The following is a 22,469-nucleotide window of genomic DNA, read 5'->3' as shown; positions in this document are numbered from 1 at the left end:
ACTAGGCGACCCGCTGCTTCTTCGGCTTCAATTGTGCGCCGGGCGTCGCGACTTCGGTCAGCGTCAGTCCGAACCGCTGGTCCTCGTTGTCGAGGATGACGATTTCGCCCCGTGCCACGAGGCGCCCGTTGACCACCACGTCGACAGGATCGCCGACCTTGGTATCGAGCTTGACGACGGCGCCTCGGCCGAGCTTGAGGATATTCGCGACCGTCATCGTCGCCGAGCCGAGCACGACCTGCATGGTCACCGGGACATCCATCACGATGTCGATGTCGAGCGGCCCCGGAGTTGCCTGCTCTTCCGCGTCGGACGCCGTGTCTTCGACGTCGGCCTCGATCTTGCTCATCAAATCATCCTTGGAAGTTGGCGGGTGGGCAAGCCGCAGGTTCCAGTGCCGCCCGGCCGCAGCTTCGGCTTAGCGGCCGGGACTGGCGCGAAGCCTGTGCGGCCGGCTTCCGCGGGGCCGTCAGGCTGCGGTTCGGTCGGAAAGTCCGTGGCGCGTCGCGACCCACTCGGCTCGCTCCATGCGGCGCTCCAGCCGGTCGCCCTCCTCGCGCGCCTCCTCTATCCTCGCCTCCAGCGCGCGGAGCGTCTGGATGCCTTCGTGCTTGAGAACGACGACGGCCTGCGCGGCGCGATTGATGGAGCGATCCGCTTCCTGCAGGGCAGCGCCAAGGTCGCTTCCGGCCGCGCGCAGCAGCCGAAGCTCCCGATACATGCGGCCGCTGCGCAAGGCGGTGACGACGAGGGCTGCAAGCAGCACGAGGTCAATCAGATAGGATGTCATCGATGAATTCCTGAGCTGGGTCGACGCGTTCTTCGACGCTGATCACGAAACTGTCCCGCGACCGGCCGACCGTGGCGCGGAACAGCTGGCGGTCCTCGCACTCGACGGCGATAAGGCTCGCGATGTCGACGTCGAGGGGGATGGTCGCCCCGACACGGAAGGCGGCAATGGTCGAGAGCGGCACCTTCTTCTTGGCGAGCAGCGCCTGCAGGCGCAGGTCGCTCTGCGCAAAACTCACCTTGATCGCCTGCGACCAGGCTTCGTCCCGGTCCACCGGCGCCGCGTCGGGCGCCTCGGCCAGGAAACGGCGGTGGGGGACGAAGAACTCTTCCGGAAATCCAACCACCAGCGGCGCCGTGAGGCCGCGCACCGCGATCTCGAAGCGGAACTGCACGAAGCGTCCGGGGCCATCCCCCAGCCTGTCGGCCAGGGCCGACTGGTCGACGAGTTCGCCGCGTGCCAGCTCGAGCGCCGCGACCGGCAAGAAAGCCTCGCCGGCGGAAGCGACCAGGGCATCGAGCGCGAGCATGACGATGCCGCGATCGAGTTCCGTCGGCTCACGCGTCAGAACCTTGTCTGGCGATGGCTCGGCGGCGAAGAAAGTCGAGATCAGCGCCTCGATCGTCGACCGGGCGACGACCGCGAAACCCGATCCCTGAAAGCGCGGGGACGAAAGCATCGCGATGAGGTCACCGCCGCTGCCGTCACCCGGCGCCTCGGGTGCGGTATCGAGTTCGACCACGGCGAAGGTGACGACGGGTCGATCGGCAGCCAGCCGCGCCAATCGGCCGGTGACCAGTTCTGCCCAGCTCTCCCCCATCTGGACGAGACGCGGCAGCCGGCCGGGGTCGATCACGGCGGCGCTGCGCAACCGCTGCGAGATGTCGGATGATTCCATGGCCGGTGCGACTTGGCTCATCGCATCAGGCTCCCGCGCCGATCGTCTCGTTCTCGACCTGATCGATGGTTGGCCGGTCGTAGGCGGAGATGGTCTTGCGGCCGTATTCGAGCGCCACCTGCGGCATCGCACCGTTCATGTAGGCGATGAGCGTGGACTTCACGATGACGAAGACGCGGCACTTCTTCTCGCGAACGGATTTCACCTTGGTCGCGATCGGGCCGACGACGGCATAGGAGAAGAAGATGCCGGCGAAGGTGCCGACCAGTGCGGCGCCGATCAGATGGCCCAGCACTTCCGGCGACTGGTCGAGCGCACCCATCGCCTTGATGACGCCGAGCACGGCAGCGACGATGCCGAGGGCGGGAAGCCCGTCGGCGACATCCTGGAGGGCATGCTTGGGCTTCATCGTGTCGTAGGTGATCGTGGCGATCTCTTCCTCCATCAGCGCTTCGATCTCGTGCGGGCGGGCGTTGCCGATGATGATCAGCCGGCAGTAGTCGCAGATGAAGTTGGTCATCGGGGCGTCCTGGAGGACGGTCGGGAAGGCCTGGAAGATCGCCGATTCCTTCGGGTCGTCGATATGCGCCTCGACCTCGCTGCGGGATTTCGACCGCATCTCTCGCATCAGCTGATGCAGGAGTGCCAGCACGTTCAGGTAGTCGCGCTGCTGCGGCACCTTGTTCTTGAACGCCTCCACGATCGCACGGCCGCAGTCCTTCACCACCTTGGTCGGGTTGGCGACGAGGAAGGTGCCGACCGCCGATCCGATGATGATCACGTATTCGAAGGGCTGGACGAGGACCCCGAGATGCCCGCCCATCGCGACGTAGCCGCCCAGCAGGCAGCCGAGCGTCACGATCAGCCCAAGTACAATTCCCATGCGATCCTCGCGAACAGATGACTGAGCAAACCCCTAGGTACAGGCGCTTGTGCGAGCCTTGCTGAACCGCGGGTTTGCCCGGTCCTGCCGCGGGCCGACGTTCACAGGCTCGGGCAAGGATGGCCGGCGAAACATCCGGCAGACCCCTCGGCGGTCGGCCCCGGAAGCCGGCTGCCTTCCTCGCCCTCTTCAGACCGAGCTCCGAGCATGCAGACATCGTTTCCCGTCGCCCTCTCGGCCCAGCTTTCGATGGAAAAGCGCCTCGAGACGATCGCCAACAACATCGCCAACAGCCGCACCGCCGGGTTCCGGGCCGAGGAAGTGAAGTTCGAGCAGCTGATCTCGCGAACGGCGGCCGAACCGGTGAGCTTTGCCTCCGAAGGCGAGACCTATCTCTCCACGCGCTCCGGCGAACTTACCCTGACCGGCAATCCTCTCGACCTCGCCGCGTCCGGCGAGGGATATTTCGCCTTCCAGGGGCCGAACGGACCGGTCTACACGCGCGATGGCCGGATGCGGATCAATGCCGACGGCGGGCTGGAGACGATGAACGGCTATGCGATCCTCGACGTCGGTGGCGCCCCGTTGGAGATCAACCCGAACGCTGGCCCGATCGGCGTGGCGCGCGATGGCATGATCACCCAGAACGGCCAGCAGATCGGCGCGGTAGGCCTCTTCGCCATGCCCGCCGGAGCCAACCTGACGCGGTTCGAGAATTCCGGCGTCATCCCCGACCGGGCGGCGTTACCGGTCATCGATTTCCAGAATGCCGGGATCGTGCAGGGCTTCGTCGAGGGCTCGAACGTCAATCCGGTGATGGAGATCAGCCGGCTGATCGCCCTGCAGCGCGCCTTCGACAGCGCCGCCAACCTCGTCCAGGGCTCCGAGCGCTCCCTCGATGAGGCCGTGAAAAGCCTCGGGAGCATGTCGTGAGCCGCAGTGACACCGTCTTCGAGGTCGCGCCGCTCGACGCACCGTGCCTCGACATTTCCGGCCAGGTCGTCGACGTCTCGCCGCAGGCCTTCCGGGTCGCGGGCCTGTCGCGCTTCGTACGCCTCGGCGACTGCATCGCATGCCCCGGCAGCGACGGCGAGGAACTGGGCGAAGTCGTGCGTATCGAAGCCGATGCGCTGACCGTCAAGCCGTTCGGCAACCGCTTCGACCGCGGCGTCAAGGCGCCGGCGCGGCGCCTCGGCCGCTTCAGCCTGGCACCCTGCGACGCCTGGAAGGGTCGCGTCCTCAACGCTTTCGGCATGCCCTGCGACGGCGCCGGTCCGCTCGCCAGCGGCGACGAGGAACGCTACGCCGACGCGCCGCCGCCGCCGGCCCTCCGGCGCGGCAGGGTCGGCAAACCCGTCCCGACCGGCGTCAGGGCGATCGACATCTTCACGCCCCTGGTGAAGGGGCAACGCATCGGCATCTTCGCAGGCTCAGGCGTCGGCAAATCGACGCTCATGGGCATGCTGGCCCGCGCCCAGGGCTTCGACACGGTCGTCGTCGCTCTCGTCGGCGAGCGTGGCCGGGAAGTGCGCGAGTTCCTGGAAGAGTCCATGGGCGGCGAGCTTTCCAAGCTGGTCACCATCGTCGCCACCGGCGACGAGAGCCCGATGATGCGCCGCCTCGCGCCGCGCACCGCCACCGCCGTCGCCGAGTATTTCCGCGATCGCGGCGAGAACGTCCTGCTCATCGTCGACAGCATCACCCGCCTCGCCCACGCCGCCCGCGACGTGGCGCTGGCGGCCGGCGAGCCGCCGGTGGCACGCGGCTATCCGCCGAGCGTCTTTTCCGAACTGCCGCAGCTGCTGGAGCGGGCGGGGCCGGGTCTCGACGGATCGGGAACGATCACCGGCGTGTTCTCGGTCCTCGTCGACGGCGACGACCACAACGACCCGATCGCCGACGCGATCCGCGGCACGCTCGACGGCCATATCGTCCTCGATCGCGCCATCGCCGAACAGGGCCGCTTCCCGGCGGTGGACGTGCTGAAATCGATCTCGCGCCTGGCCGAACGCTCCTGGAACGAGCAGGAGCGCGAGCTTGTCGTGCGGCTGAGGGGGATGATCTCGCGCTTCGAGGACACCCGCGACCTGCGCCTGCTGGGCGGCTACCAGCGGGGCAGCGACCAGACGCTCGACCAGGCGGTCGACCTCGTCCCGCTGGTTTACGAGAGCCTGATCCAGGGCCCGCGCGACGAGCCGAGCACGGCCCCCTTCACGGATCTCAGCCGACGCCTCAAGAAGAGCTTCGAGCCCGCCGCCTGACCAGAAAGATGCCGAGGCGATCGTTCAGTCTTGACTGAACGATCGCTCGTGCGTATCTGCGCTGCATGAACATCGCCCTCGACCAAACGACCGTGCCCGACGAGCGACGCCTGGCCGCGGCATCGCATCTCATCGAGCGGATGGGCGACCATCTCGAGGCCGAGGGCATGCCGCGGATCGCCGGCCGGATCTTCGGGCTAATGATCATCGAGCCGGAGCTGATCAGCTTCGGCGCCCTGGCCGAGCGGCTGGGCGTCAGCCGCGCGTCGATATCGACGAACGCCCGACTGCTCGAAGGCATGGGCCTTCTCGCCCGCGTCCGGGTTCCCGGGCAGCGGCAGGATTTCTATCGCCTGGCCGACCAGCCCTACGTCAACATGCTGCGAGGGGTCGCGGCGCGGATGGGTGAGACGCTGGCGACCCTCGCGATCGTCCATGACACGCTGCCACCGGAAGCCGGCGTCGAGCGCGCCCGGCTCGAACAGGCACAAATCTTCTTCGAGACCACGCTGGCCTCGCTGACCGAGCTTTCGGGTCAGTTGAGCGACCTTGCCGCCGGCGGAGGGGACAGGTCATGAGCGAGAACCGGAAAACCGCCGAATCCGAGACCGCGACGACGCCAAAGCCGCGCGAACCGAGATCCTGGTCCGGCTGGATCGCGGCCCTGTTCGTGCTGGCGCTCGTGGGCTGGATGGGGTCTGGCTATTATTATCCCGCTGCATCGACCGATACCGAGGCGCCGCGCAACACCGAACGCCAGCCGTTTACCGTCGAGGCCTTCGTCTCGCGCGCCCGCACGGTCACCGAATTCGTCGCCTCCGAGGGACAGGTATCGCCCGACCGCATGACGCCTGTCCGCGCCAAGGTCGGCGGCACGGTCGAGGATGTCGCCGTCGCCAAGGGTGACTTCGTGGAGGAAGGCGCGCTGATCGCCCGCATCGCGCTCGACGACCGCGTCGCCCAGCGTTCCCAGGCCGAGGCCGAGCTTGCCCGCCGCCAGGGCGAATATGACCGCGTATCGGGCCTGGCGGAAAGGGGCTACGCCACGGCGGCTCAGGTGGAAGCGGCACAGGCCGAGCTCGCGACGGCGCGAGCCGCGCTGGCAGCGATCGCGCAGACGACGGGCGATACCGAGATCCGCGCACCGATTACCGGCGTTCTCGACAATTTCGATCTCGACCTCGGCGAATTCGTCGCCGCTTCCGCCGAAGTCGGAACGGTGATCGACAACGACCCGCTCTCGGTCGACATCCAGATCCCCCAGCAGAGCGTCGGACGGGTCCGCGCCGGCCAGCAGGCCGCCGTCACCTTCATCACCGGCGAAACCCGCGAGGGCACGGTCCGCTACGTCGCCGCCAACGCCGATGCCGCGACCCGCACCTTTCCCGTCGAGATCACCATCTCCAACCCGGAGCGCGACATACCGGCCGGCATCTCCGCGCAGGTACGGATTCCCGTCGGCGAGATCCCGGCGCATTTCCTGTCCGCCGCCCTCCTCGCCCTCGGACCCGACGGCACGCTCGGCGTCAAGGCCGTGGGCGAGGACGAAACGGTGGTCTTTCATCCCATCAAGCTGGTGCGGGCGGAGACCGACGGAATCTGGGTTTCCGGACCGCCGGAGACGATGCGGGTGATCTCGGTCGGCCAGGGCTTCGTCTCCTCCGGCGAGACGGTGCGCGTGATCGAGGCCGATCCGACCGAGGAAGTGCCGGCGCCAGATCCCTCCCTGGCGGCGCCGGACACCTCGCCGCTGGTCCAGGATGGCGAGCCTGGCGCAACCACCACCGGTTCCGTCGAACGCTCAACCCTGCCGGGGGCGGAGCAGACCGCCGACGACCAGCCGACGGAGATCGCGTCGCTGCTCGATACGATCGGCATCAGCGGCGAAGGCCTGCCGGTGCGGCTTCTGCAGCAACGGCTGATCGCGCTCGGCTACGAGGTCGGGCTGGTCGACGGGGTCATCGGCGAGTCGACGAAGGAAGCGATCCGCCAGTTCCAGCGCAGCAACGGCCTCGAGGTCACGGGCGAGGTCAGCGCCGCGCTGGCGATGGCACTGTTCACCGACAGCGCGCCGGCAGGTTCGGAATGAACGGTATCATCGAGGCGGCCTTCGACCGCTCGCGAACGGTGCTTCTGTTCCTGGTGCTGATCTTCATCACCGGCATCATCGGCTACCAGTCGATCCCGAAGGAGTCCTCGCCGGATATCCCGATCCCGGTGATGTACGTCACGGCGGTGCTGGACGGCATTTCGCCCGAGGATTCCGAACGGCTGCTGGTCCGGCCGCTGGAAACCGAGCTCTCTTCGCTCTCGGGGCTCGACGAGATGGAGTCGCATGCGGCCGAGGGCTTCGCCTCGGTGCAACTCGAGTTCGAGGCCGGCTTCGACGCCAACCGCGCGCTGACCGACGTCAAGGACGCGGTCGACCGGGCGCGGCCCAACATGCCCGACGAAGTCGACGAGCCGGTGGTCAACGAGGTCAACACCTCGCTGTTTCCGATCCTCACCGTCGTGCTCTCGGGCCCGATCCCCGAGCGCACCCTCGTTAATATCGCCAACGAGCTGCAGGACGACCTGGAGGCTTCGGCCGGGGTTCTCGAAGTCGATATCGGCGGCGATCGCGACGAGCTGCTCGAGGTGCTGATCGAGCCGACGGTGTTCGAGACCTACGACCTCTCCTTCGACGAGCTGGTCAGCCAGATCAGCCGCAACAACCGGCTGATCGCGGCGGGTGCGATGGACACCGGCGCCGGCCGGATCGTCGTGAAGGTCCCGGGCCTGATCGAGGACATGCAGGACGTCCTCGACATGCCGGTGAAAGTCGACGGCAGCACCGTCATCACCTTCGCGGACGTCGCCGTGGCGCGGCGGACGTTCGAGGACCCGAGCGGCTTCGCCCGCATCGACGGGGAACCCTCGCTGGCGCTCGAGGTCAAGAAGCGCTCCGGCGCCAACATCATCGAGACCGTCGCCGCAGTGCGCGAAGTCGTCGCCCGTCACCAGGCCGAGTGGCCGGAAACCGTCCGCGTCAAATATCTCCAGGACGAATCCGAGCAGGTGGAGACGATGCTCGGGGACCTCGAGAACAACGTCATCTCGGCGATCGTCCTCGTCATGATCGTCATCGTCGCGGCGCTGGGCCTGCGCACCTCGATCCTGGTCGGCCTGTCGATCCCCGGCTCGTTCCTCGCCGGCATCGCGATCCTCTGGTTCTTTGGCTTCACGATGAACATCATCGTGCTGTTCTCGCTGATTCTCGTGGTCGGCATGCTGGTCGACGGGGCGATCGTCACCACCGAACTCGCCGACCGCCGGCTGATGGAGGGGGCAACACCGCGGGAAGCCTACAAATTGGCAGCGCAGCGCATGGCGTGGCCGATTATCGCCTCCACCATCACCACGCTGGCGGTGTTCCTGCCGCTGCTGTTCTGGACCGGCATGGTCGGCGAATTCATGAAGTTCCTGCCGATCACCGTGATCATCACGCTCTCGGCCTCGCTGTTCATGGCGCTGATCTTCATCCCCGTCCTGGGCGGCCTGATCGGCAAGGCGCAGCCCATGTCGACGCGCCAGCGCCAGGCGCTGGAGGACGCCGAGACCGGCGACCTCTCGCGCGTCGGCGGGGCCACGGGCGCCTATCTCAAGGTGCTGCGCGGCGCGGTGAAGGCGCCGCTGGCGACCCTGATCATCGCCTCGACGCTGCTCGTCGGCGCCTTCTACGGCTTTGCGCAATACGGCCGCGGCGTCGAGTTCTTCCCGTCCATCGAGCCCGAATTCGCGCAGGTGCAGATCCGCGCCCGCGACAATTTCTCGATCTACGAGCGCGACGCACTGGTTCGCCGCGTCGAGGACCGCCTGCTCGGCATGGAGGAAGTGCGCAGCGTCTATGCCCGCACGATCGGCGAAGGCGGCGCCCGTCAGCTCGGCGCCGACATCATCGGCACGATCCAGCTCGAACTCGACGAATGGGACCAGCGCCGCAAGGCGACCGAGATCTTCGAGGACATCCGCACCCGCGTCGCCGACATTCCCGGCGTCAACGTCACCGTGCAGCAGGAGGAAAGCGGTCCCTCCAGCGGCAAGCCGATCAACGTCAAGCTGCTGGGCAGCGACATGGACGCGCTCGCCGCGGGCGTGGCGACCGTGCGCGGCCTGATGGACGATATCGGCGGCTTCGAGAACGTCACTGATTCAAGGCCATTGCCCGGCGTCGAATGGCAGGTGCAGGTCGACCGCGAGGAGGCGGCCCGCTACGGCGCCGACGTCTCGCTGCTCGGCCAGGCGGTGCGGCTGCTCACCGTCGGCATCGAGGTCTCGAACTATCGGCCGGACGATGCCGGCGGCGACGGCGAGGTGCCGATCCGCGTCCGCTTCCCGGCCGGCGACCGGACGCTGGAGCGGCTGGAGGATCTGCGCATTCGCACCGCGCAGGGGCTCGTGCCGATCCGCAATTTCGTCTCCTTCGAGCCCGCCCCCAAGGTCGGCACGATCATCCGGATCGACCAGCGCCGCGTCATGTCGGTCGAGGCGGACGTGGCGCCCGGCGTCCTCGCCAACGACCAGACGGTGGCGCTGAACGCCGCGCTCGCCGCGGCCGAGCTTCCGCCGGGGATCGACTACACGTTCGGCGGCGAGGCCGAGGATCAGGCAGAGGCCGCGACCTTCCTGGCCGGCGCGGCGGGGGCGGCGATCTTCCTGATGTTCATCGTCCTCGTCACGCAGTTCAACTCGATCTACCAGGCCTTCCTGGTGATGACGGCCATCGTCTTTTCCACGGCCGGCGTGTTCTACGGACTGCTTCTGACGGGCCGGCCCTTCGGCGTCGTCATGGGGGGTATCGGCGTGATCGCGCTCGCCGGCATCGTGGTGAACAACAACATCGTGCTGATCGACACCTACAACGACCTGCGCCGTGCCGGCCAGTCGCCGCTGGAGGCGGTGATGCGCACCGGCGCGCAACGCCTGCGGCCGGTGTTCCTCACCTCGATCACCACCGTGCTCGGCCTGGTGCCGATGGTGATCGGCGCCAATGTCGACTTCATCCGCCGCGACATCGCCTTCGGCTCGCCGTCGACGCAGTGGTGGATCGAGCTGTCGACCGCGATCGCCGGCGGCCTGACCTTCGCGACGGTGCTGACGCTGGTGCTGACCCCTGCCCTTTTGATCCTCGGCGAGACGTTCTCGGCCTGGGTGAAGCGCCGCCGCGGCCGGAACGCGCCGAGTCCGCTGCGGGACGATCCTCTGGCCGAGGGTGACGGGCAGCCGACTGCCGCACCGGCGGAGTGAGGCTCGCGGCGAAGAAGGTCAGTAGAGCCAGCGCACCAGGAACAGCGTGATCGCCGGGAACAGGACGAGGATCACCGTGCGCACGATATCGGTGGCAACGAACGGCAGCGCGCCGCGATAGGTGCGGCCCATCGGCGTGTCCTTCGCCATCGAATTGATGACGAAGAGATTGAGCCCCACCGGCGGGGTGATCAGCCCGACCTCCACGACGATCAGCACGAGGATGCCGAACCAGATCGCGAACTCCTCCGGCGGCAAGCCGAAATCCAGCCCCATCACGATCGGGAAGAATATCGGCACGGTCAAAAGGATCATCGACAGCGAATCCATCACGCAGCCGAAGGCGAGATAGGTCAGGAGGATCACCGTCAGGACGACGAAGGGCGAATAGCCCTGCGCGATGACCCAGGCGGCGGACGCCTGCGGCAACTGGCTGAGCGCGAGGAACGAGTTGTAGACCCCTGCGCCGAGGATGATGAAGAAGATCATGGCCGTCGCGATCGCCGTGTCGATGAAGCATTCCGCAAGGTCCGCGCGGCTGAGCCCGCCATTGAGGAAGGCGATCAGCCCGGTGCCGGCGGCGCCCACCGCGGCGCCCTCGGTGGGCGTGAACCAGCCGAAATAGATGCCGAAGACGACGAGGAAGAACACCAGCAGGACGGGCCAGACATCCCGCGTCAGCCGCAGCCGCTCGGCCATGCTCGCCTTCGCCGCGGTGCCGGCCGCCTCCGGCTTCACCCGGACATAGATGGCGATGGCGATCATGTAGCCGATCATCGCCAGGATCCCCGGCACGAAGGCGGCGAGGAACAGCTTGGCGATGTTCTGCTCTGTCAGGATCGCGTAGATCACCAGCACGACGGAGGGCGGGATGAGGATGCCGAGCGTGCCGCCGGCAGCCAGGGCGCCCGTGGCGAACCCGCCTTCGTAGCCGTAGCGTTTCAGTTCCGGCAGCGCGACCTTGCCCATCGTCGCGGCGGTCGCGATGGAGGAACCGCAGATCGCGCCGAAACCGGCGCAGGCGCCGATCGCCGCCATCGCGACGCCGCCTCTGCGGTGGCCCATCCAGGCGTTCGCCGCCCGGAACAGCGCCTGGCTCATGCCGCCTTTGGCGGCGAACTGGCCCATCAGCAGGAACAGCGGGATGATCGACAGCGAATAGCTGGCGAAGGTGGTGAAGGGCAGCGACTTCAGTTGCGCCAGGATCGGCGTCAGGCGCCCCATGACGATCCAGTTGCCGACGAAGCCGCAGACCAGCATGGCGAGCCCGATCGGCATGCGCGCGAAGATCAGCGCGAGCAGGATCGGAAAGGACAGGAGCGCGATCTCGAGATTGGACAAGGATGCCTCAGGCCAGGTCGGGCGTGGCGGAAGTCGTCTCAACCCACGACCGGTAGAGCGTGTAGAGGCAGACGAGAAGGAAGCTGACCGCCCCCACCAGCGACAGCGCGTAGCCGACCCAGGCCGGTATGCCGAGGATGAAGCTCTCCTCGCCGCTCCGCAGTCTGTCCTGCAGGCCGGCAACGAGGCGCCAGAGGATCACGCACGCGGCAATCGACATCAGCAAATTGCCGACGAGATCGCTGACAGCGACGCCGCGCCGGCCGAACCACGCTGAGAGGATATCCACCGTCACATGGCCCCGCCTCAGCTGGCAGAGCGGCAGGAACAGGAACACACCGACGCCCGCGGCAATCTCCACCAGCTCGAAATCGCCCGGCACCGGGCCCAAGCCGAGACCAAGCGTCAGCATTGCCCGGCCAATGATCGAGGCGCAGGTGAGGACGACGATGAAGACCAGGCAGATCCCGCCGGCATAGGCGAGCAACCGGGCGGCGCGCTCAACCACGGCTCCGAGCGGGCCGGCCTCGGGCCCGGGTTCAGGGCGAAACGTCTCGCTCATCGCGGCAGGGCTGGGCCCGTCGGCCGCCTCGCCGCAGCGCGATCGCGGCGACGCAAGCTCCCCGAAAAGCTCAATTGGCCGCCTTCGCGGCGCCGTCGACGGGCGCTTCGGCCCGCTCGCCGGTATATTTGGCGATCAGCGCCGTCGCGCTGTCGAGCAGCGCCTGGCGGCCTTCGCCGGCCGCCACCCACTCCTCGATCACGACGGCGGAAGCGTCCTTGAACCGCGTGGTCTCCGCCGCGTCGAGTGCGACGATGTCGTTGGTCAGGTCGAGCGCCTTCTGCCGGCCGGCGGCATCCGCAGCTTCCATCGCCTCGCCGGCCATGGTCGCAAGCGGCATGCCCGAGTTCGCGTCGACGATCGCCTTGAGGTCGTCGGGCAGTCCGTCATAGGTGTCGGCGTTCATGACGATGGCGAAGGTCTGGGTGTAGAGGCCGTTCTCGCCGGTGAAGCCGGTGTGGTGCCGGACAAGCTCGGCGATGCGAAGTGGCAGCGTCACCTCCCAAGGCACCGTCGCCCCATCGATCACGCCCTTCGACAGCGATTCCGGCACGGCGGGAACCGGCATACCGACCGGCGTTGCGCCCAGCTTGGTCAGAAGATCATTGATGATCCGCGAGCCGCCGCGGATCTTCATGCCGGAGAGATCCTCCAACCTGGCGATCGGCGCCTTGGTGTGGAACAGGCCCGGCCCATGCGTGTGCACGGCGAGGAGATGCACCTCGGAGAACTCGTCGGCGGCATTCGTCTCGACGAATTCCTGAAAGGCCTTCGAGGTCGAGACCGCGTCGGTCATGATGAACGGCAGCTCGAAGGTCTCCGATTTCGGGAAGCGCCCCGGCGTATAGCCAAGCACCGTCCAGACGACGTCCGCCACCCCGTCGCGGGCCTGGTCGAAGAGGTCCGGCGGCGTGCCGCCCAACTGCATCGAGGGATAGAACTCGACCGCGATCCTCCCGTCCGATTCCGCTGCGATCTTCTCCGCCCAGGGCGTGAGGACGTTGGCGGGGATCGTCGCCTGCGCCGGCAGGAACTGGTGGACGCGCAGCGTCACCTCCTGGCCGAGCGACGCGCCGGTCATGAAGGCGAGAACGGCCGCCGCGACCGGCAGTCTCGTCAGGGTCTTGAGCATGATGTCCTCCCAGATGCGGCCTCTCGGCCCGGTCTTGGACGGGGCTGTCGCGGAACGCCATCCAGGTCGCCCTCCCGGCTTCCCGGCTGCGCGCCCGACCCGTCCGGACTTCGCACGAGGATGATCCCCACGCGCGCCAATGATTCGCCCACTCCCGGCGTAACCCCGGGTTATCGGCCGCATGATCGCACACCGGACGCCGGTGGAAAGACCCCGAGCCGTCTTTATATGCGTCCCCCGAGAGCCAGCCACCCCGACGCATGGCAAGCGCCTCCCCTTAGCCGACGACCGCACAGGACCATCATGACCAGACCACCCTTCAAGGCCGACCATGTCGGCAGCTTCCTTCGTCCCGAACGGCTTCAGAAGGCGCGCGCTCAGTTCGCCGATGGCAAGCTTGAGGCGGAGGCGCTGCGCGAGATCGAGGACGCGTGCATCACCGAACTGGTGCGCCGGCAGGAATCGGTCGGCCTGCAGGGAATCACCGACGGCGAGTTCCGCCGGACGTTCTTCCACGTCGACTTCCTCGAGCAGCTCGACGGGGTCGAGGTGACATACGGCGAGTTCAAGGCGCATTTCCGCAAGGACGACGGCACCGAGGTGGGCTTTGCCCCGCCGACGATGCACGTCAACGAGAGGATCGGCCACGCCAAGCCGATCCAGCGCGCCGACTTCGACTTCCTGAAGTCCGTCGTCGCGCACACGCCGAAGGTGACGATCCCCGCCCCGTCGATGCTGCATTTCCGGGGCGGGCGCGACGCGGTCTCGCGCTCGGCCTATCCCGATCTCGAGCCGTTCTACGAGGATCTGGCCGCCGCCTACCGCGCCGAGATCGCCGACCTTGCCGAGCGGGGCTGCCGCTATCTGCAGATGGACGACACCAACCTCGCCTATCTCTGCGACCCGGAGATCCGCGAGCGCACCGCCAAGCGCGGCGACGATCCGGACGAGCTGACCCGGCTCTACTGCCAGATGGTCAACGACGCGATCCGGGACCGCCCCGACGACATGGTCGTCGCGGTGCATCTGTGCCGCGGCAACTTCAAGAGCGCCTGGGTGGCGAAGGGCGGCTACGAGCCCGTCGCCGAGATCCTGTTCAACGAGATGGCGATCGACGGCTTCTTCCTCGAATATGACGACGAGCGCTCCGGCGACTTCGCGCCGCTCCGGCACATGCCGAAGGGCAAAACCGTGGTGCTCGGGCTGATGTCGTCGAAATCCGCCACGGTGGAGACCGGCGATGCCGTCAAGCGTCGCATCGACGAGGCGGCGCAGTTCGTCGATCTCGACCAGTGCGCGCTGTCGCACCAGTGCGGCTTCTCCTCCACCGCCCACGGCAACGATCTCACCCAGGACGATCAGTGGCGCAAGCTCGACCGCTGCGTCTCCGTCGCCCGCGACGTCTGGGGTTACTGAAGCCTGCAAAAGCGAAGGCCGGGGAAGCCCCCGGCCTTCGTGAACTGGCGACCTGCCGGACTATTCCAGCTCGGCGGCCTTGTCGGTCACCACGCTGGTCCAGGCGCCCTCGGGTTCCTGGGTGATCACCGGGTCGGAGCCGCCGCCCATCAGCACGGCAACGGTGTTCTCCGCTGCTGAAGTGTCGAGCGCGGCATCGTCGCCGAGCAGCTTGGCGATCTCGCCCATCATGAACTGCTGGTGCGCCAGCGACTGGGCGCCGGTCATGTCGTTGTCGATGACGATCTGGGCCGCCTCGTCAGGGTTCTCGGCGGCGTATTCCCAGCCCTTCATCGAGGCCTTCACGAAGCGGGCGTATTTGTCGACGGTCGCCGGGTCCTGCAGGTCTTCCTCCAGCACGTAGAGCCCGTCTTCCAGCGTCGCGACGCCCTGGTCGGTGTAGTTGAACACAACCAGCTCTTCCGCCGGAATGCCGGCATCGAGCACTTGGCCGTATTCGTTGTAGGTCATGGTGGAGATGCAGTCGGCCTGCTTCTGGATCAGCGGATCGACGTTGAAGCCCTGCTTGATGACGGTGACGCCGCTCGGGCCGCCTTCGGTCGGCAGGCCGAGCTTCGACATCCAGGAGAGGAACGGATACTCGTTGCCGGAGAACCAGACGCCGAGCGTCTTGCCGGCGAAGTTCTCGGGGCTCTCGATGCCGGTCTCCTTGCGGCAGGTGAGCATCATGCCGGAGCGGGCGAAGGGCTGGGCGATGTTGACCAGCGCCACGCCCTTCTCGCGCGCGGCCAGCGCCGAGGGCATCCAGTCCACCACCACGTCGGCGCCGCCGCCGGCCAGCACCTGGACCGGCGCGATGTCGGGCCCGCCCGGCTTGATGGTCACGTCAAGCCCGGCTTCCTCGTAGAAGCCCTTCTCCAAGGCGACGTAGTAACCGGCGAACTGCGCCTGCGTGACCCATTTCAGCTGCAGCGTCACCGCGTCCTGCGCCAGCGCCCCGGTGGCCATGGTCGCGAGCGCGATCGTCGCGCCTGCCAGAAGTTTCTTCATACGCCTTCTCCTTTGCTGCAGGGTTTGCCGCCTACCCCTTGCGATAGGACGGATGCCAGAAAGTCGACCACCGTTCGATCATCGCGACGAGACCGTAGCTGAGCGAGCCGGCCAGCGCCGCGACGGTGATCTCCGCCCACACCATCGGGGTGTTCATGCGGCCGATCTCGGCCGAGATGCGGAATCCCATGCCGACGATCGGCGTGCCGAAGAACTCGGCCACGATCGCGCCGATGAGCGCCAGTGTCGTGTTGATCTTCAGCGCATTGAAGATGAAGGGCAAGGCCGCCGGCAGGCGAAGCTTGAGAAGGCCCTGCCAGGGGCTTGCCGCGTAGGTGCGCATCAGGTCGCGCTCCATCGCGCCGGCCGCCTGGAGCCCCGCGACCGTGTTCACCAGCATCGGGAAGAATGTCATCACCACCACGACGGCAGCCTTCGACTGCCAGTCGAAGCCGAACCACATCACCATGATCGGCGCGACGCCGATGATCGGCAGCGCCGAGACGAGATTGCCGATCGGCAGCAGACCGCGTTTCAGGAATGGCGAGCGGTCGACGAGAACCGCCACCACGAAACCGGCGCCGCAGCCGAGGACATAGCCGGCGATCACCGCCTTCAGGAAGGTCTGGCGGAAATCCGCCCAGAGGATCGACAGCGACCCGGCGATCTGCGCGCCGATCGCCGAGGGCGGCGGCAGGAGGACGCTGGGCACGTCGAGCCCGCGCACGACGATCTCCCACAAGAGCAGCAGCGTCAGGCCGAAGAGCACCGGCAGCGTGATGTCGATGGCGGCGCGTGCGGCCCGGCCTTTCGGCTCCAGCGCCGCGAGGCTCGCCGTCAGTCGCCAGGCGAGCAGCCAGAAGCCGAGTGCCACGGCGAGCAGCAGCCGGCCGCTGCCGCCATCCAGCAGCGACAGCGCGTAGAGCCCCGCCGCGCCGGCCAGCGCGGCATTGAGGGCTATCGCCACCGGTCGGTGGTCGACGCGCTGCACGACGCTCATGGCCGCGTTCCCATGCGCCGCAGCACGATGCGCTCGCCGAGCCCGACCAGCCAGACCAGGGACCCCGCCATGATCGCAGCGGCGAACAGCGCCGACCAGATCTGGATCGTCTGGCCGTAATAGGAGCCGGCGAGAAGCCGCGCGCCGAGCCCGGCGACGGCGCCGGTCGGCAGCTCGCCGACGATCGCCCCGACCAGCGCCGCGGCGACGGCGACTTTCATCGAGGCGAAGAGGAACGGCGTCGAGGCCGGCCAGCGCAGCTTCGCCAGCGTCTGCTGGCGGGTCGCGGAATAGGTGTGCATCAGGTCGAGCAGCATCACGTCGGGCGAGCGCAGCCCCTTCACCATGCCGACGGCCACGGGGAAGAACGACAGATAGGTCGAGATGAACGCCTTCGGCAAAAGCCCGGTGACCCCGACGGAATTGAGCACGACGATGACCATCGGCGCGATGGCGAGGATCGGGATGGTCTGCGACGCAACGAGCCAGGGCATCAGGCTCTTGTCGAGCGTGCGCGAATGGATGATGCCGACGGCCAGCAGCACGCCGAGAACCGTGCCGATCAGGAAGCCGAGCAGGGTCGAGGAGAGCGTGACCCAGGAGTGGTAAAGCAGCGAACGCGGCGAGCTCGGCTTGACGTCGACCGTCGATGTCCACAGCTCGACCGCGATCTGGTGCGGCGCCGGCAGCACCGGCCGCTCCGCCGACCATGTGGCGGCAATCGTGTCGGCAAGGCCGTACGGCCCCCCGGCCCGATCGAGCTTCACCGTCTCGGTCGCCCAGTTCATCCCGATCGCGGCGAGATACCAGAGGACGATGATGACCGCGAGGACGGTCAGCACCGGCAGCGCATGGCCTTCGGCCATGCGGCGACGCAGGCGCGTCAGCGGGGCTGAGTAGCCGATCGCAGCACCGGGTTCGGCGACGGAGGTCGACGGTGCGCTCATGAGGTGCCCGACCGTTCAGTCATACCCGTGCCCTGCCCGCAGCCCCTCGCGCACACGGTGGGCGATGGCGAGGAACTCCGGCGTCTCGCGGATTTCCAGCGGCCGGTCGGGGCCGAGATCGCAGTCGATGATCTCGTGGATGCGGCCGGGCCTGGGGCTCATCACGACGATGCGGGTCGACAGGAACACCGCCTCGGGAATCGAATGGGTGACGAAGACGACGGTCTTCTGCGTCTTCGCCCAGAGCTTCAGCAGCTCCTCGTTAAGATGGTCGCGGACGATCTCGTCGAGCGCGCCGAACGGCTCGTCCATCAGTAGGAGATCCGGATCGAAGGACAGCGCGCGGGCGATCGAGGCGCGCTGCTGCATGCCGCCCGACAGCTGCCAGGGAAACTTGCGCCCAAAGCCGGCGAGGCCGACGAGGTCGAGATTGGCGTCGACGAGCTGCTTCCGCCGGGCACGGTCGAAGCCCATGATCTCGAGCGGCAGCGCGACGTTCTTCTCGATCGTACGCCAGGGATAGAGCGCCGCGGCCTGGAAGACGTAGCCATAGGCGCGGGCCTGCCGCGCCGCGTCCGGCGTCATGCCGTTGACCGAGAGGCTGCCGCCGGTCGGCTGCTCGAGATCGGCGATGACGCGCAGGAGCGTGGTCTTGCCGCAGCCGGACGGGCCGATCAGCGAGACGAACTCGCCCTTGAAGATGTCGAGGTCGATGTCCTTCAGCGCATGGACCGGGGTGTCGCCGGTCTGGAAGACGAGGTCGAGGCTGCGGGCGCAGATCACCCCCTCGCCTGCCGCGGCGCTGCCGGCGATACGCCTTGCGTCTTGCCGCAGCGCGCCGGTTGGCGTTTCCTGCGTCGACGCAAGGAGATTTTCCGATGACCGCATCCTCGCTCCCTTCATCCGACCGTCCGCAATGCCGGATCATAAGGCCGGTTTCGACCTATGACGGCAAGCAGGGCTTCAGCTATTTCCAGGGAATTGCACGGGAAACCGTCGGCGCCTCCGGTATCTGCATGCATCTTTTGACGATCCCACCGGGCGGCAGGGCGAAGGCCCATCTCCACGAGAACCACGAGACGGCGATCTATGTCGTCAGCGGCGTCTCGGGCACCTGGTGGGGCGAACGGCTGGAGCATCACGAGACGGTAGCCGCGGGCGAGCTCTTCTACATTCCCGCCGGGGTGCCGCATCTGCCGTATAATTCCGGTTCCGAGCCCTGCGTCGCCGTTATCGCCCGCACCGATCCGAACGAGCAGGAAAGCGTCGTCCTGCGGCCGGATCTGGAAGCGCTCGTGCCCGGGTGATCGTCGGGCGGCGCGGCGACTGCACCGTGACCGCGTTTGTCACGCAAGCGCCGCAAAACCGTCACCCACGCTTCAAGGAACGGCCCTAGCTCTGGCGCGCAACTCATCTCCGCCTGGAGCCACTACCATGATCAGAACCACCCTTTCCGTCTCGGCGCTCGCGCTGGCCGTCTGCCTCGGCAGCGCTCAGGCCGAGACCGTCTTCCCGGCCAAGCTCGTCGGCCACGCCTTCGTCCCCGCCGCGACCTTCGTCGATGCGCCCGCCGATGCGCCGGAAGACGCGCGGATCTCCGGCAAGTTTACCACCGGCAGCCGCGTCGACGCCGTCGGCACCGTGCCCGGCGACACCGGCGCCCAGCACGGCAAGCGTACGACCGGCCTCTCGGTGCCGTTCGAGGGCCAGCCGCTGCAGGGTTTCTCGGGTTTCGCCATGGAGCGCGCCGAGGACGGCTCGACCTACGTTCTCACCGACAATGGCTTCGGCACGAAGGCCAACAGCCCGGACGCGCTGCTCTTCTTTCATCGCGTGACGCCGGACTTCGAGACCGGCTCGGTGGCGGTCAACGAGACGGTCTTCCTCTCCGATCCGGACAAGAAGATCCCCTTCCGCATCGCCTATGAGGGCACCGAGCAGCGCTACCTGACCGGCGCCGACTTCGATCCCGAAAGCATCCAGCTGGTCGACGGGGACATCTGGATCGGCGAGGAATTCGGTCCCTATCTCATCCGTGCGACGACCGACGGCAAGGTCATCTCGGTCCACTCGACCATGATGGACGGCGCCGAACTGAAGAGCGTCGACCACCCCACGGTCAGCGGCCTGTCCAAGGCTGGCACCGACTGGCGCGTTCCGCGCTCGGGCGGCTACGAGGGCATGGCGCTGCAGCCCGGCACCGACCTGCTCTGGGCGATGCTCGAGAAGCCGCTGCTCGGCGAGGACGGCGCGCCCGTCGGCAATCACCTGCAGGTACTCGCCTTCGACCCCGCCAAGGGCGAATGGACCGGCGAAGGCTTCAAGCTGGCGCTGGCCGAGGGCGCGACGGCGATCGGCGACTTCAACTTCATCGACGAGACCCGGGCGCTGGTCATCGAGCGCGACAATGGCGAAGGTGATCCGTCGCTGAAATGCGAAGGCGAGGCGCAGCCCGACTGCTTCCCGAGCCCGGCCATGCTGAAGCGCATCGTCCTCGTCGACACGGCCTCGATCGACGAAGACGGCTTCGTGCGCCGGATCGGCCACATCGACCTGATGGACATCGCCGATCCGGACGGCAAGAGCCGCATCGAGACGGCAGCCAAGCGCGATCTCGAAGGCGTCATGACCTTCCCGTTCTTCACCATCGAGAACGTCATGGCCGTGTCCAACACCGAGATCATGGTGGCAATGGACAACAATTTGCCGTTCTCGTCGGGCCGGACGCTCGACAAGGCGGCCGACAACGAGTTCATCCTGCTCGACGTCTCGGAAATGCTGGCCGCCAAGTAAGGCTGACGACCACTTTCACGGCGTGACTTCTTCCGGCCGGGCTCTCGCGAGCCCGGCCGGCTTCGTTCAGACGCCTGCTGGAATGCCGGACCGCTCCACCCGGCGCGGGGCGGTGAGTTCCTTCCAGGTCGACAGCGCCTTGTTGACCGGGGCGCCGGCGGCGCGCTCGACGAAGCGGCCGTCGCCGCGTCCGGCAAGGACTTCGCCATCCTTGTAGGCGACGCGGCCCCGCGACAGCGTGATCGCCGGCAGGCCGGTGACTTCGACGCCCTCGAAGACGTTGTAGTCGATGATCGACTTCTGCCGGCTGGCGGCGATCGTCTTGGTCGCCGACGGATCCCAGACGATCAGGTCGGCATCGGCGCCGGGCAGGATCGCGCCTTTCTTCGGGTATATGTTGAGGATCTTGGCGATGTTTGTCGAAGTGACCGCGACGAACTCGTTCATCGTGAGCCGGCCGGTTGTAACGCCGTGCGTCCACAGCACGGGGAGCCGGTCCTCCAGCCCGCCGGTGCCGTTGGGGATCTTGGTGAAGTCGCCGAGCCCCATGCGCTTCTGCTCGGTGGTGAAGGCGCAGTGGTCGGTCGCCACCACCTGCAGCGAGCCGGAGGCGAGCCCCGCCCACAGCGAATCCTGGTGCTTCCTGTTGCGGAAGGGCGGCGACATCACGCGCCGCGCCGCATAGTCCCAGTCGGCGTTGAAATACTCGCTTTCGTCGAGCACGAGGTGCTGGACCAGCGGTTCGCCATAGACCCGCATTCCGTTTGCCCGGGCCCGGCGGATCGCCTCGTGCGCCTGCTCGCAGGATACGTGGACGACGTAGAGCGGCACGCCGGCCTGGTCGGCGATCATAATGGCGCGGTTGACCGCCTCGCCCTCGACCTCGGGCGGACGCGAGAAGGCATGCGCCTCCGGCCCGTTGTTGCCTTCGGCCATCAGTCTCTGCTGCAGCGAGGCGACGACGTCGCCATTCTCGGCATGGACGAGCGGCATGGCGCCGAGCTCGGCGCAGCGCTGGAACGACGCGAACATCTCGTCGTCGTTGACCATCAGCGCGCCCTTGTAGGCCATGAAGTGCTTGAACGTGTTGATGCCCTCCTCGACGACCTTGGGCATCTCGTCGAACACCTGCTTGTCCCACCAGGTGATCGCCATGTGGAACGAGTAGTCGGTGCGCGCCTTGCCGGCCTTCTGGTACCATTGCTGCAAAGCGTCGATCAGGCCCTGGCCCGGGCTCGGCAGGCAGAAATCCACCGCCATCGTCGTGCCGCCGGAGAGCGCCGCCGCCGTGCCGGTGTCGAAATCCTCCGCCGCGTAGGTGCCCATGAAGGGCATCTCCATGTGGGTGTGCGGGTCGATGCCGCCCGGCATCACATAGGCGCCGGAGGCGTCGATGACCGTATCGCCGGAAAGGTCGGGTCCGATCGCCGCGATGGTCTCGCCGTCGATCAGGATATCGGCCTTGTAGGTGAGATCGGCGGTGACGATCGTTCCGCCCTTGATGACTGTGGTCATGGATCTGTTCCTTGGCTGCTCAGAGGGACGGTCGGGGAACTTGCAAAAAGCGTTGCGGCAAGCTGCAGGAAGACAATCAGCGCACGGTCCAATTGAACCATCTGATCGGCTTCCAAGGTGCCGATCGGTCCGAACACCTTTGCGCGCGGATAAGTCTGGATCTTGTCGGTCATCAACTGAGATTTTTCTCGCAGGCCATTCGCCGCATTCGCTTCAATCGTGACCCGGATGGAGATTTCGCTCGCCACGTCGCTCGTGAACGGCACGACGGTGAGGCTTCCAAGATACTCGGCAAAATAGTCAGCCTGGACGACCACGGCCGGTCGGGATTTGCCGTAATCTCCCTTTCCGGAAACGAGGACGACGTCGCCTCGCTTCATGGGGCGGGATCGATCCAGAGATCGTCGACCTCCTCTGAAAGTCGGTCGAGCTCTCCCGACCGACTGTCTGCCTGGTTGATGGCCTCGCAGTCTTGTCGCAATCTTTTAACAAAGGCCGGGCTGTCCCAGTCCGGAACCCACACCTCCATCGGCCGCCAACCCTTCGCCAGAAGCGCCGACCGTTCTTCGTCCGATAGTTCCCTCGGCCTTCCCAT

Annotated in this window: 22 protein-coding genes; 8 read left to right on the top strand and 14 right to left on the bottom strand. The window is 67.1% G+C overall.

Annotation, left to right across the window (positions count from 1 at the left end):
- Position 1 precedes the first annotated feature (1 nt).
- The 4 genes from fliN to motA form a co-directional block, all read right to left on the bottom strand.
- Positions 2-349, bottom strand: a complete 348-nt coding sequence (fliN, locus tag GGR03_RS20315) for a flagellar motor switch protein FliN (protein ID WP_183210582.1) — start codon at positions 347-349, stop codon at positions 2-4.
- A 120-nt stretch (positions 350-469) separates the two neighbouring features.
- Entirely contained in the window at positions 470-790 is a 321-nt protein-coding gene (locus tag GGR03_RS20310; RefSeq protein WP_183210581.1) for a hypothetical protein, read from the bottom strand.
- Entirely contained in the window at positions 771-1,709 is a 939-nt protein-coding gene (locus tag GGR03_RS20305) for a FliM/FliN family flagellar motor switch protein (RefSeq protein ID WP_183210580.1), read from the bottom strand. Before GGR03_RS20305 ends, GGR03_RS20310 begins: the two co-directional genes overlap by 20 nt.
- A 4-nt stretch (positions 1,710-1,713) precedes the next feature.
- Positions 1,714-2,571 carry a flagellar motor stator protein MotA gene (motA, locus tag GGR03_RS20300; protein ID WP_183210579.1) on the bottom strand — a complete coding sequence of 286 codons (858 nt, stop codon included), beginning with the start codon at positions 2,569-2,571 and terminating at the stop codon, positions 1,714-1,716.
- 207 nt (positions 2,572-2,778) lie between these two features.
- Between motA and flgF the strand changes: the two genes are divergently transcribed.
- The 5 genes from flgF (at position 2,779) to GGR03_RS20275 (ending at position 10,118) form a co-directional block, all read left to right on the top strand.
- Positions 2,779-3,504 (top strand): flagellar basal-body rod protein FlgF, encoded by a 726-nt coding sequence (gene flgF / locus GGR03_RS20295; protein WP_183210578.1) that lies wholly within the window; start codon positions 2,779-2,781, stop codon positions 3,502-3,504.
- Positions 3,501-4,832 (top strand): flagellar protein export ATPase FliI, encoded by a 1,332-nt coding sequence (gene fliI, locus GGR03_RS20290; RefSeq protein ID WP_183210577.1) that lies wholly within the window; start codon positions 3,501-3,503, stop codon positions 4,830-4,832. The genes flgF and fliI overlap by 4 nt, the downstream gene beginning before the upstream one ends.
- A gap of 65 nt (positions 4,833-4,897) precedes the next feature.
- Positions 4,898-5,410 carry a GbsR/MarR family transcriptional regulator gene (locus GGR03_RS20285; protein WP_183210576.1) on the top strand — a complete coding sequence of 171 codons (513 nt, stop codon included), beginning with the start codon at positions 4,898-4,900 and terminating at the stop codon, positions 5,408-5,410.
- Positions 5,407-6,921 carry an efflux RND transporter periplasmic adaptor subunit gene (locus GGR03_RS20280; protein WP_183210575.1) on the top strand — a complete coding sequence of 505 codons (1,515 nt, stop codon included), beginning with the start codon at positions 5,407-5,409 and terminating at the stop codon, positions 6,919-6,921. The genes GGR03_RS20285 and GGR03_RS20280 overlap by 4 nt, the downstream gene beginning before the upstream one ends.
- Positions 6,918-10,118 (top strand): efflux RND transporter permease subunit, encoded by a 3,201-nt coding sequence (locus tag GGR03_RS20275; protein ID WP_183210574.1) that lies wholly within the window; start codon positions 6,918-6,920, stop codon positions 10,116-10,118. The genes GGR03_RS20280 and GGR03_RS20275 overlap by 4 nt, the downstream gene beginning before the upstream one ends.
- An 18-nt stretch (positions 10,119-10,136) precedes the next feature.
- On the opposite strand, the gene GGR03_RS20270 is transcribed toward GGR03_RS20275, so the two are convergent.
- The 3 genes from GGR03_RS20270 to GGR03_RS20260 form a co-directional block, all read right to left on the bottom strand.
- Positions 10,137-11,459, bottom strand: coding sequence for a TRAP transporter large permease (locus GGR03_RS20270; protein WP_183210573.1), 1,323 nt, complete (start codon positions 11,457-11,459; stop codon positions 10,137-10,139).
- A 7-nt stretch (positions 11,460-11,466) separates the two neighbouring features.
- On the bottom strand, positions 11,467-12,021 hold the full coding sequence (locus GGR03_RS20265) for a TRAP transporter small permease (RefSeq protein ID WP_183210572.1): 555 nt from the start codon (positions 12,019-12,021) through the stop codon (positions 11,467-11,469).
- A gap of 70 nt (positions 12,022-12,091) precedes the next feature.
- Positions 12,092-13,153, bottom strand: coding sequence for a TRAP transporter substrate-binding protein (locus GGR03_RS20260; RefSeq protein ID WP_183210571.1), 1,062 nt, complete (start codon positions 13,151-13,153; stop codon positions 12,092-12,094).
- A 303-nt stretch (positions 13,154-13,456) separates the two neighbouring features.
- On the opposite strand from GGR03_RS20260, the gene GGR03_RS20255 reads away from it, so the two are divergent.
- Positions 13,457-14,569 (top strand): 5-methyltetrahydropteroyltriglutamate--homocysteine S-methyltransferase, encoded by a 1,113-nt coding sequence (locus GGR03_RS20255; RefSeq protein WP_183210570.1) that lies wholly within the window; start codon positions 13,457-13,459, stop codon positions 14,567-14,569.
- A 60-nt stretch (positions 14,570-14,629) separates the two neighbouring features.
- Here GGR03_RS20255 and GGR03_RS20250 read toward each other — a convergent pair whose 3' ends face one another.
- From GGR03_RS20250 to GGR03_RS20235, 4 genes are read right to left on the bottom strand one after another with little or no spacing between them, the layout of a single operon-like run.
- Positions 14,630-15,619 (bottom strand): ABC transporter substrate-binding protein, encoded by a 990-nt coding sequence (locus GGR03_RS20250; protein WP_183210569.1) that lies wholly within the window; start codon positions 15,617-15,619, stop codon positions 14,630-14,632.
- A 31-nt stretch (positions 15,620-15,650) separates the two neighbouring features.
- Entirely contained in the window at positions 15,651-16,619 is a 969-nt protein-coding gene (locus tag GGR03_RS20245; protein ID WP_183210568.1) for an ABC transporter permease, read from the bottom strand.
- Positions 16,616-17,566 (bottom strand): ABC transporter permease, encoded by a 951-nt coding sequence (locus GGR03_RS20240; RefSeq protein ID WP_183210567.1) that lies wholly within the window; start codon positions 17,564-17,566, stop codon positions 16,616-16,618. Before GGR03_RS20240 ends, GGR03_RS20245 begins: the two co-directional genes overlap by 4 nt.
- A 15-nt stretch (positions 17,567-17,581) precedes the next feature.
- Positions 17,582-18,454: an ABC transporter ATP-binding protein gene (locus tag GGR03_RS20235; RefSeq protein WP_246368266.1), complete on the bottom strand. Its 873-nt coding sequence runs from the start codon at positions 18,452-18,454 to the stop codon at positions 17,582-17,584.
- On the opposite strand from GGR03_RS20235, the gene GGR03_RS20230 reads away from it, so the two are divergent.
- Together GGR03_RS20230 and GGR03_RS20225 are read left to right on the top strand one after the other, a co-directional pair.
- Positions 18,445-18,873, top strand: coding sequence for a cupin domain-containing protein (locus tag GGR03_RS20230; RefSeq protein WP_183210566.1), 429 nt, complete (start codon positions 18,445-18,447; stop codon positions 18,871-18,873). The genes GGR03_RS20235 and GGR03_RS20230 overlap by 10 nt on opposite strands.
- Before the next feature lie 127 nt (positions 18,874-19,000).
- Positions 19,001-20,359: an esterase-like activity of phytase family protein gene (locus GGR03_RS20225; protein WP_183210565.1), complete on the top strand. Its 1,359-nt coding sequence runs from the start codon at positions 19,001-19,003 to the stop codon at positions 20,357-20,359.
- Between the two features lie 66 nt (positions 20,360-20,425).
- Here GGR03_RS20225 and hydA read toward each other — a convergent pair whose 3' ends face one another.
- The 3 genes from hydA to GGR03_RS24940 are packed head-to-tail and all read right to left on the bottom strand — an operon-like array spanning position 20,426 to position 22,469.
- Positions 20,426-21,874, bottom strand: a complete 1,449-nt coding sequence (gene hydA / locus GGR03_RS20220) for a dihydropyrimidinase (protein WP_183210564.1) — start codon at positions 21,872-21,874, stop codon at positions 20,426-20,428.
- Positions 21,871-22,254: a type II toxin-antitoxin system PemK/MazF family toxin gene (locus GGR03_RS20215; RefSeq protein WP_183210563.1), complete on the bottom strand. Its 384-nt coding sequence runs from the start codon at positions 22,252-22,254 to the stop codon at positions 21,871-21,873. The genes hydA and GGR03_RS20215 overlap by 4 nt, the downstream gene beginning before the upstream one ends.
- Entirely contained in the window at positions 22,251-22,469 is a 219-nt protein-coding gene (locus tag GGR03_RS24940) for an antitoxin MazE-like protein (protein ID WP_353956214.1), read from the bottom strand. Before GGR03_RS24940 ends, GGR03_RS20215 begins: the two co-directional genes overlap by 4 nt.

The organism is Aurantimonas endophytica (assembly GCF_014196845.1).
Taxonomy (GTDB): Bacteria; Pseudomonadota; Alphaproteobacteria; order Rhizobiales; family Rhizobiaceae; genus Aurantimonas; species Aurantimonas endophytica.
The sequence above is the reverse complement of the archived record's forward strand: the minus strand, read 5'-3'. Positions and strand labels throughout refer to the sequence as shown.

Coding starts and splice junctions, on each gene's coding strand:
- fliN (WP_183210582.1), bottom strand. CDS start 349: ATGAGCAAGATCGAGGCCGACGTCGAAGACACGGCGTCCGACGCGGAA.
- GGR03_RS20310 (WP_183210581.1), bottom strand. CDS start 790: ATGACATCCTATCTGATTGACCTCGTGCTGCTTGCAGCCCTCGTCGTC.
- GGR03_RS20305 (WP_183210580.1), bottom strand. CDS start 1,709: ATGAGCCAAGTCGCACCGGCCATGGAATCATCCGACATCTCGCAGCGG.
- motA (WP_183210579.1), bottom strand. CDS start 2,571: ATGGGAATTGTACTTGGGCTGATCGTGACGCTCGGCTGCCTGCTGGGC.
- flgF (WP_183210578.1), top strand. CDS start 2,779: ATGCAGACATCGTTTCCCGTCGCCCTCTCGGCCCAGCTTTCGATGGAA.
- GGR03_RS20285 (WP_183210576.1), top strand. CDS start 4,898: ATGAACATCGCCCTCGACCAAACGACCGTGCCCGACGAGCGACGCCTG.
- GGR03_RS20280 (WP_183210575.1), top strand. CDS start 5,407: ATGAGCGAGAACCGGAAAACCGCCGAATCCGAGACCGCGACGACGCCA.
- GGR03_RS20275 (WP_183210574.1), top strand. CDS start 6,918: ATGAACGGTATCATCGAGGCGGCCTTCGACCGCTCGCGAACGGTGCTT.
- GGR03_RS20265 (WP_183210572.1), bottom strand. CDS start 12,021: ATGAGCGAGACGTTTCGCCCTGAACCCGGGCCCGAGGCCGGCCCGCTC.
- GGR03_RS20260 (WP_183210571.1), bottom strand. CDS start 13,153: ATGCTCAAGACCCTGACGAGACTGCCGGTCGCGGCGGCCGTTCTCGCC.
- GGR03_RS20255 (WP_183210570.1), top strand. CDS start 13,457: ATGACCAGACCACCCTTCAAGGCCGACCATGTCGGCAGCTTCCTTCGT.
- GGR03_RS20250 (WP_183210569.1), bottom strand. CDS start 15,619: ATGAAGAAACTTCTGGCAGGCGCGACGATCGCGCTCGCGACCATGGCC.
- GGR03_RS20245 (WP_183210568.1), bottom strand. CDS start 16,619: ATGAGCGTCGTGCAGCGCGTCGACCACCGACCGGTGGCGATAGCCCTC.
- GGR03_RS20240 (WP_183210567.1), bottom strand. CDS start 17,566: ATGAGCGCACCGTCGACCTCCGTCGCCGAACCCGGTGCTGCGATCGGC.
- GGR03_RS20230 (WP_183210566.1), top strand. CDS start 18,445: ATGACCGCATCCTCGCTCCCTTCATCCGACCGTCCGCAATGCCGGATC.
- GGR03_RS20235 (WP_246368266.1), bottom strand. CDS start 18,454: ATGCGGTCATCGGAAAATCTCCTTGCGTCGACGCAGGAAACGCCAACC.
- GGR03_RS20225 (WP_183210565.1), top strand. CDS start 19,001: ATGATCAGAACCACCCTTTCCGTCTCGGCGCTCGCGCTGGCCGTCTGC.
- hydA (WP_183210564.1), bottom strand. CDS start 21,874: ATGACCACAGTCATCAAGGGCGGAACGATCGTCACCGCCGATCTCACC.
- GGR03_RS20215 (WP_183210563.1), bottom strand. CDS start 22,254: ATGAAGCGAGGCGACGTCGTCCTCGTTTCCGGAAAGGGAGATTACGGC.
- GGR03_RS24940 (WP_353956214.1), bottom strand. CDS start 22,469: ATGGGAAGGCCGAGGGAACTATCGGACGAAGAACGGTCGGCGCTTCTG.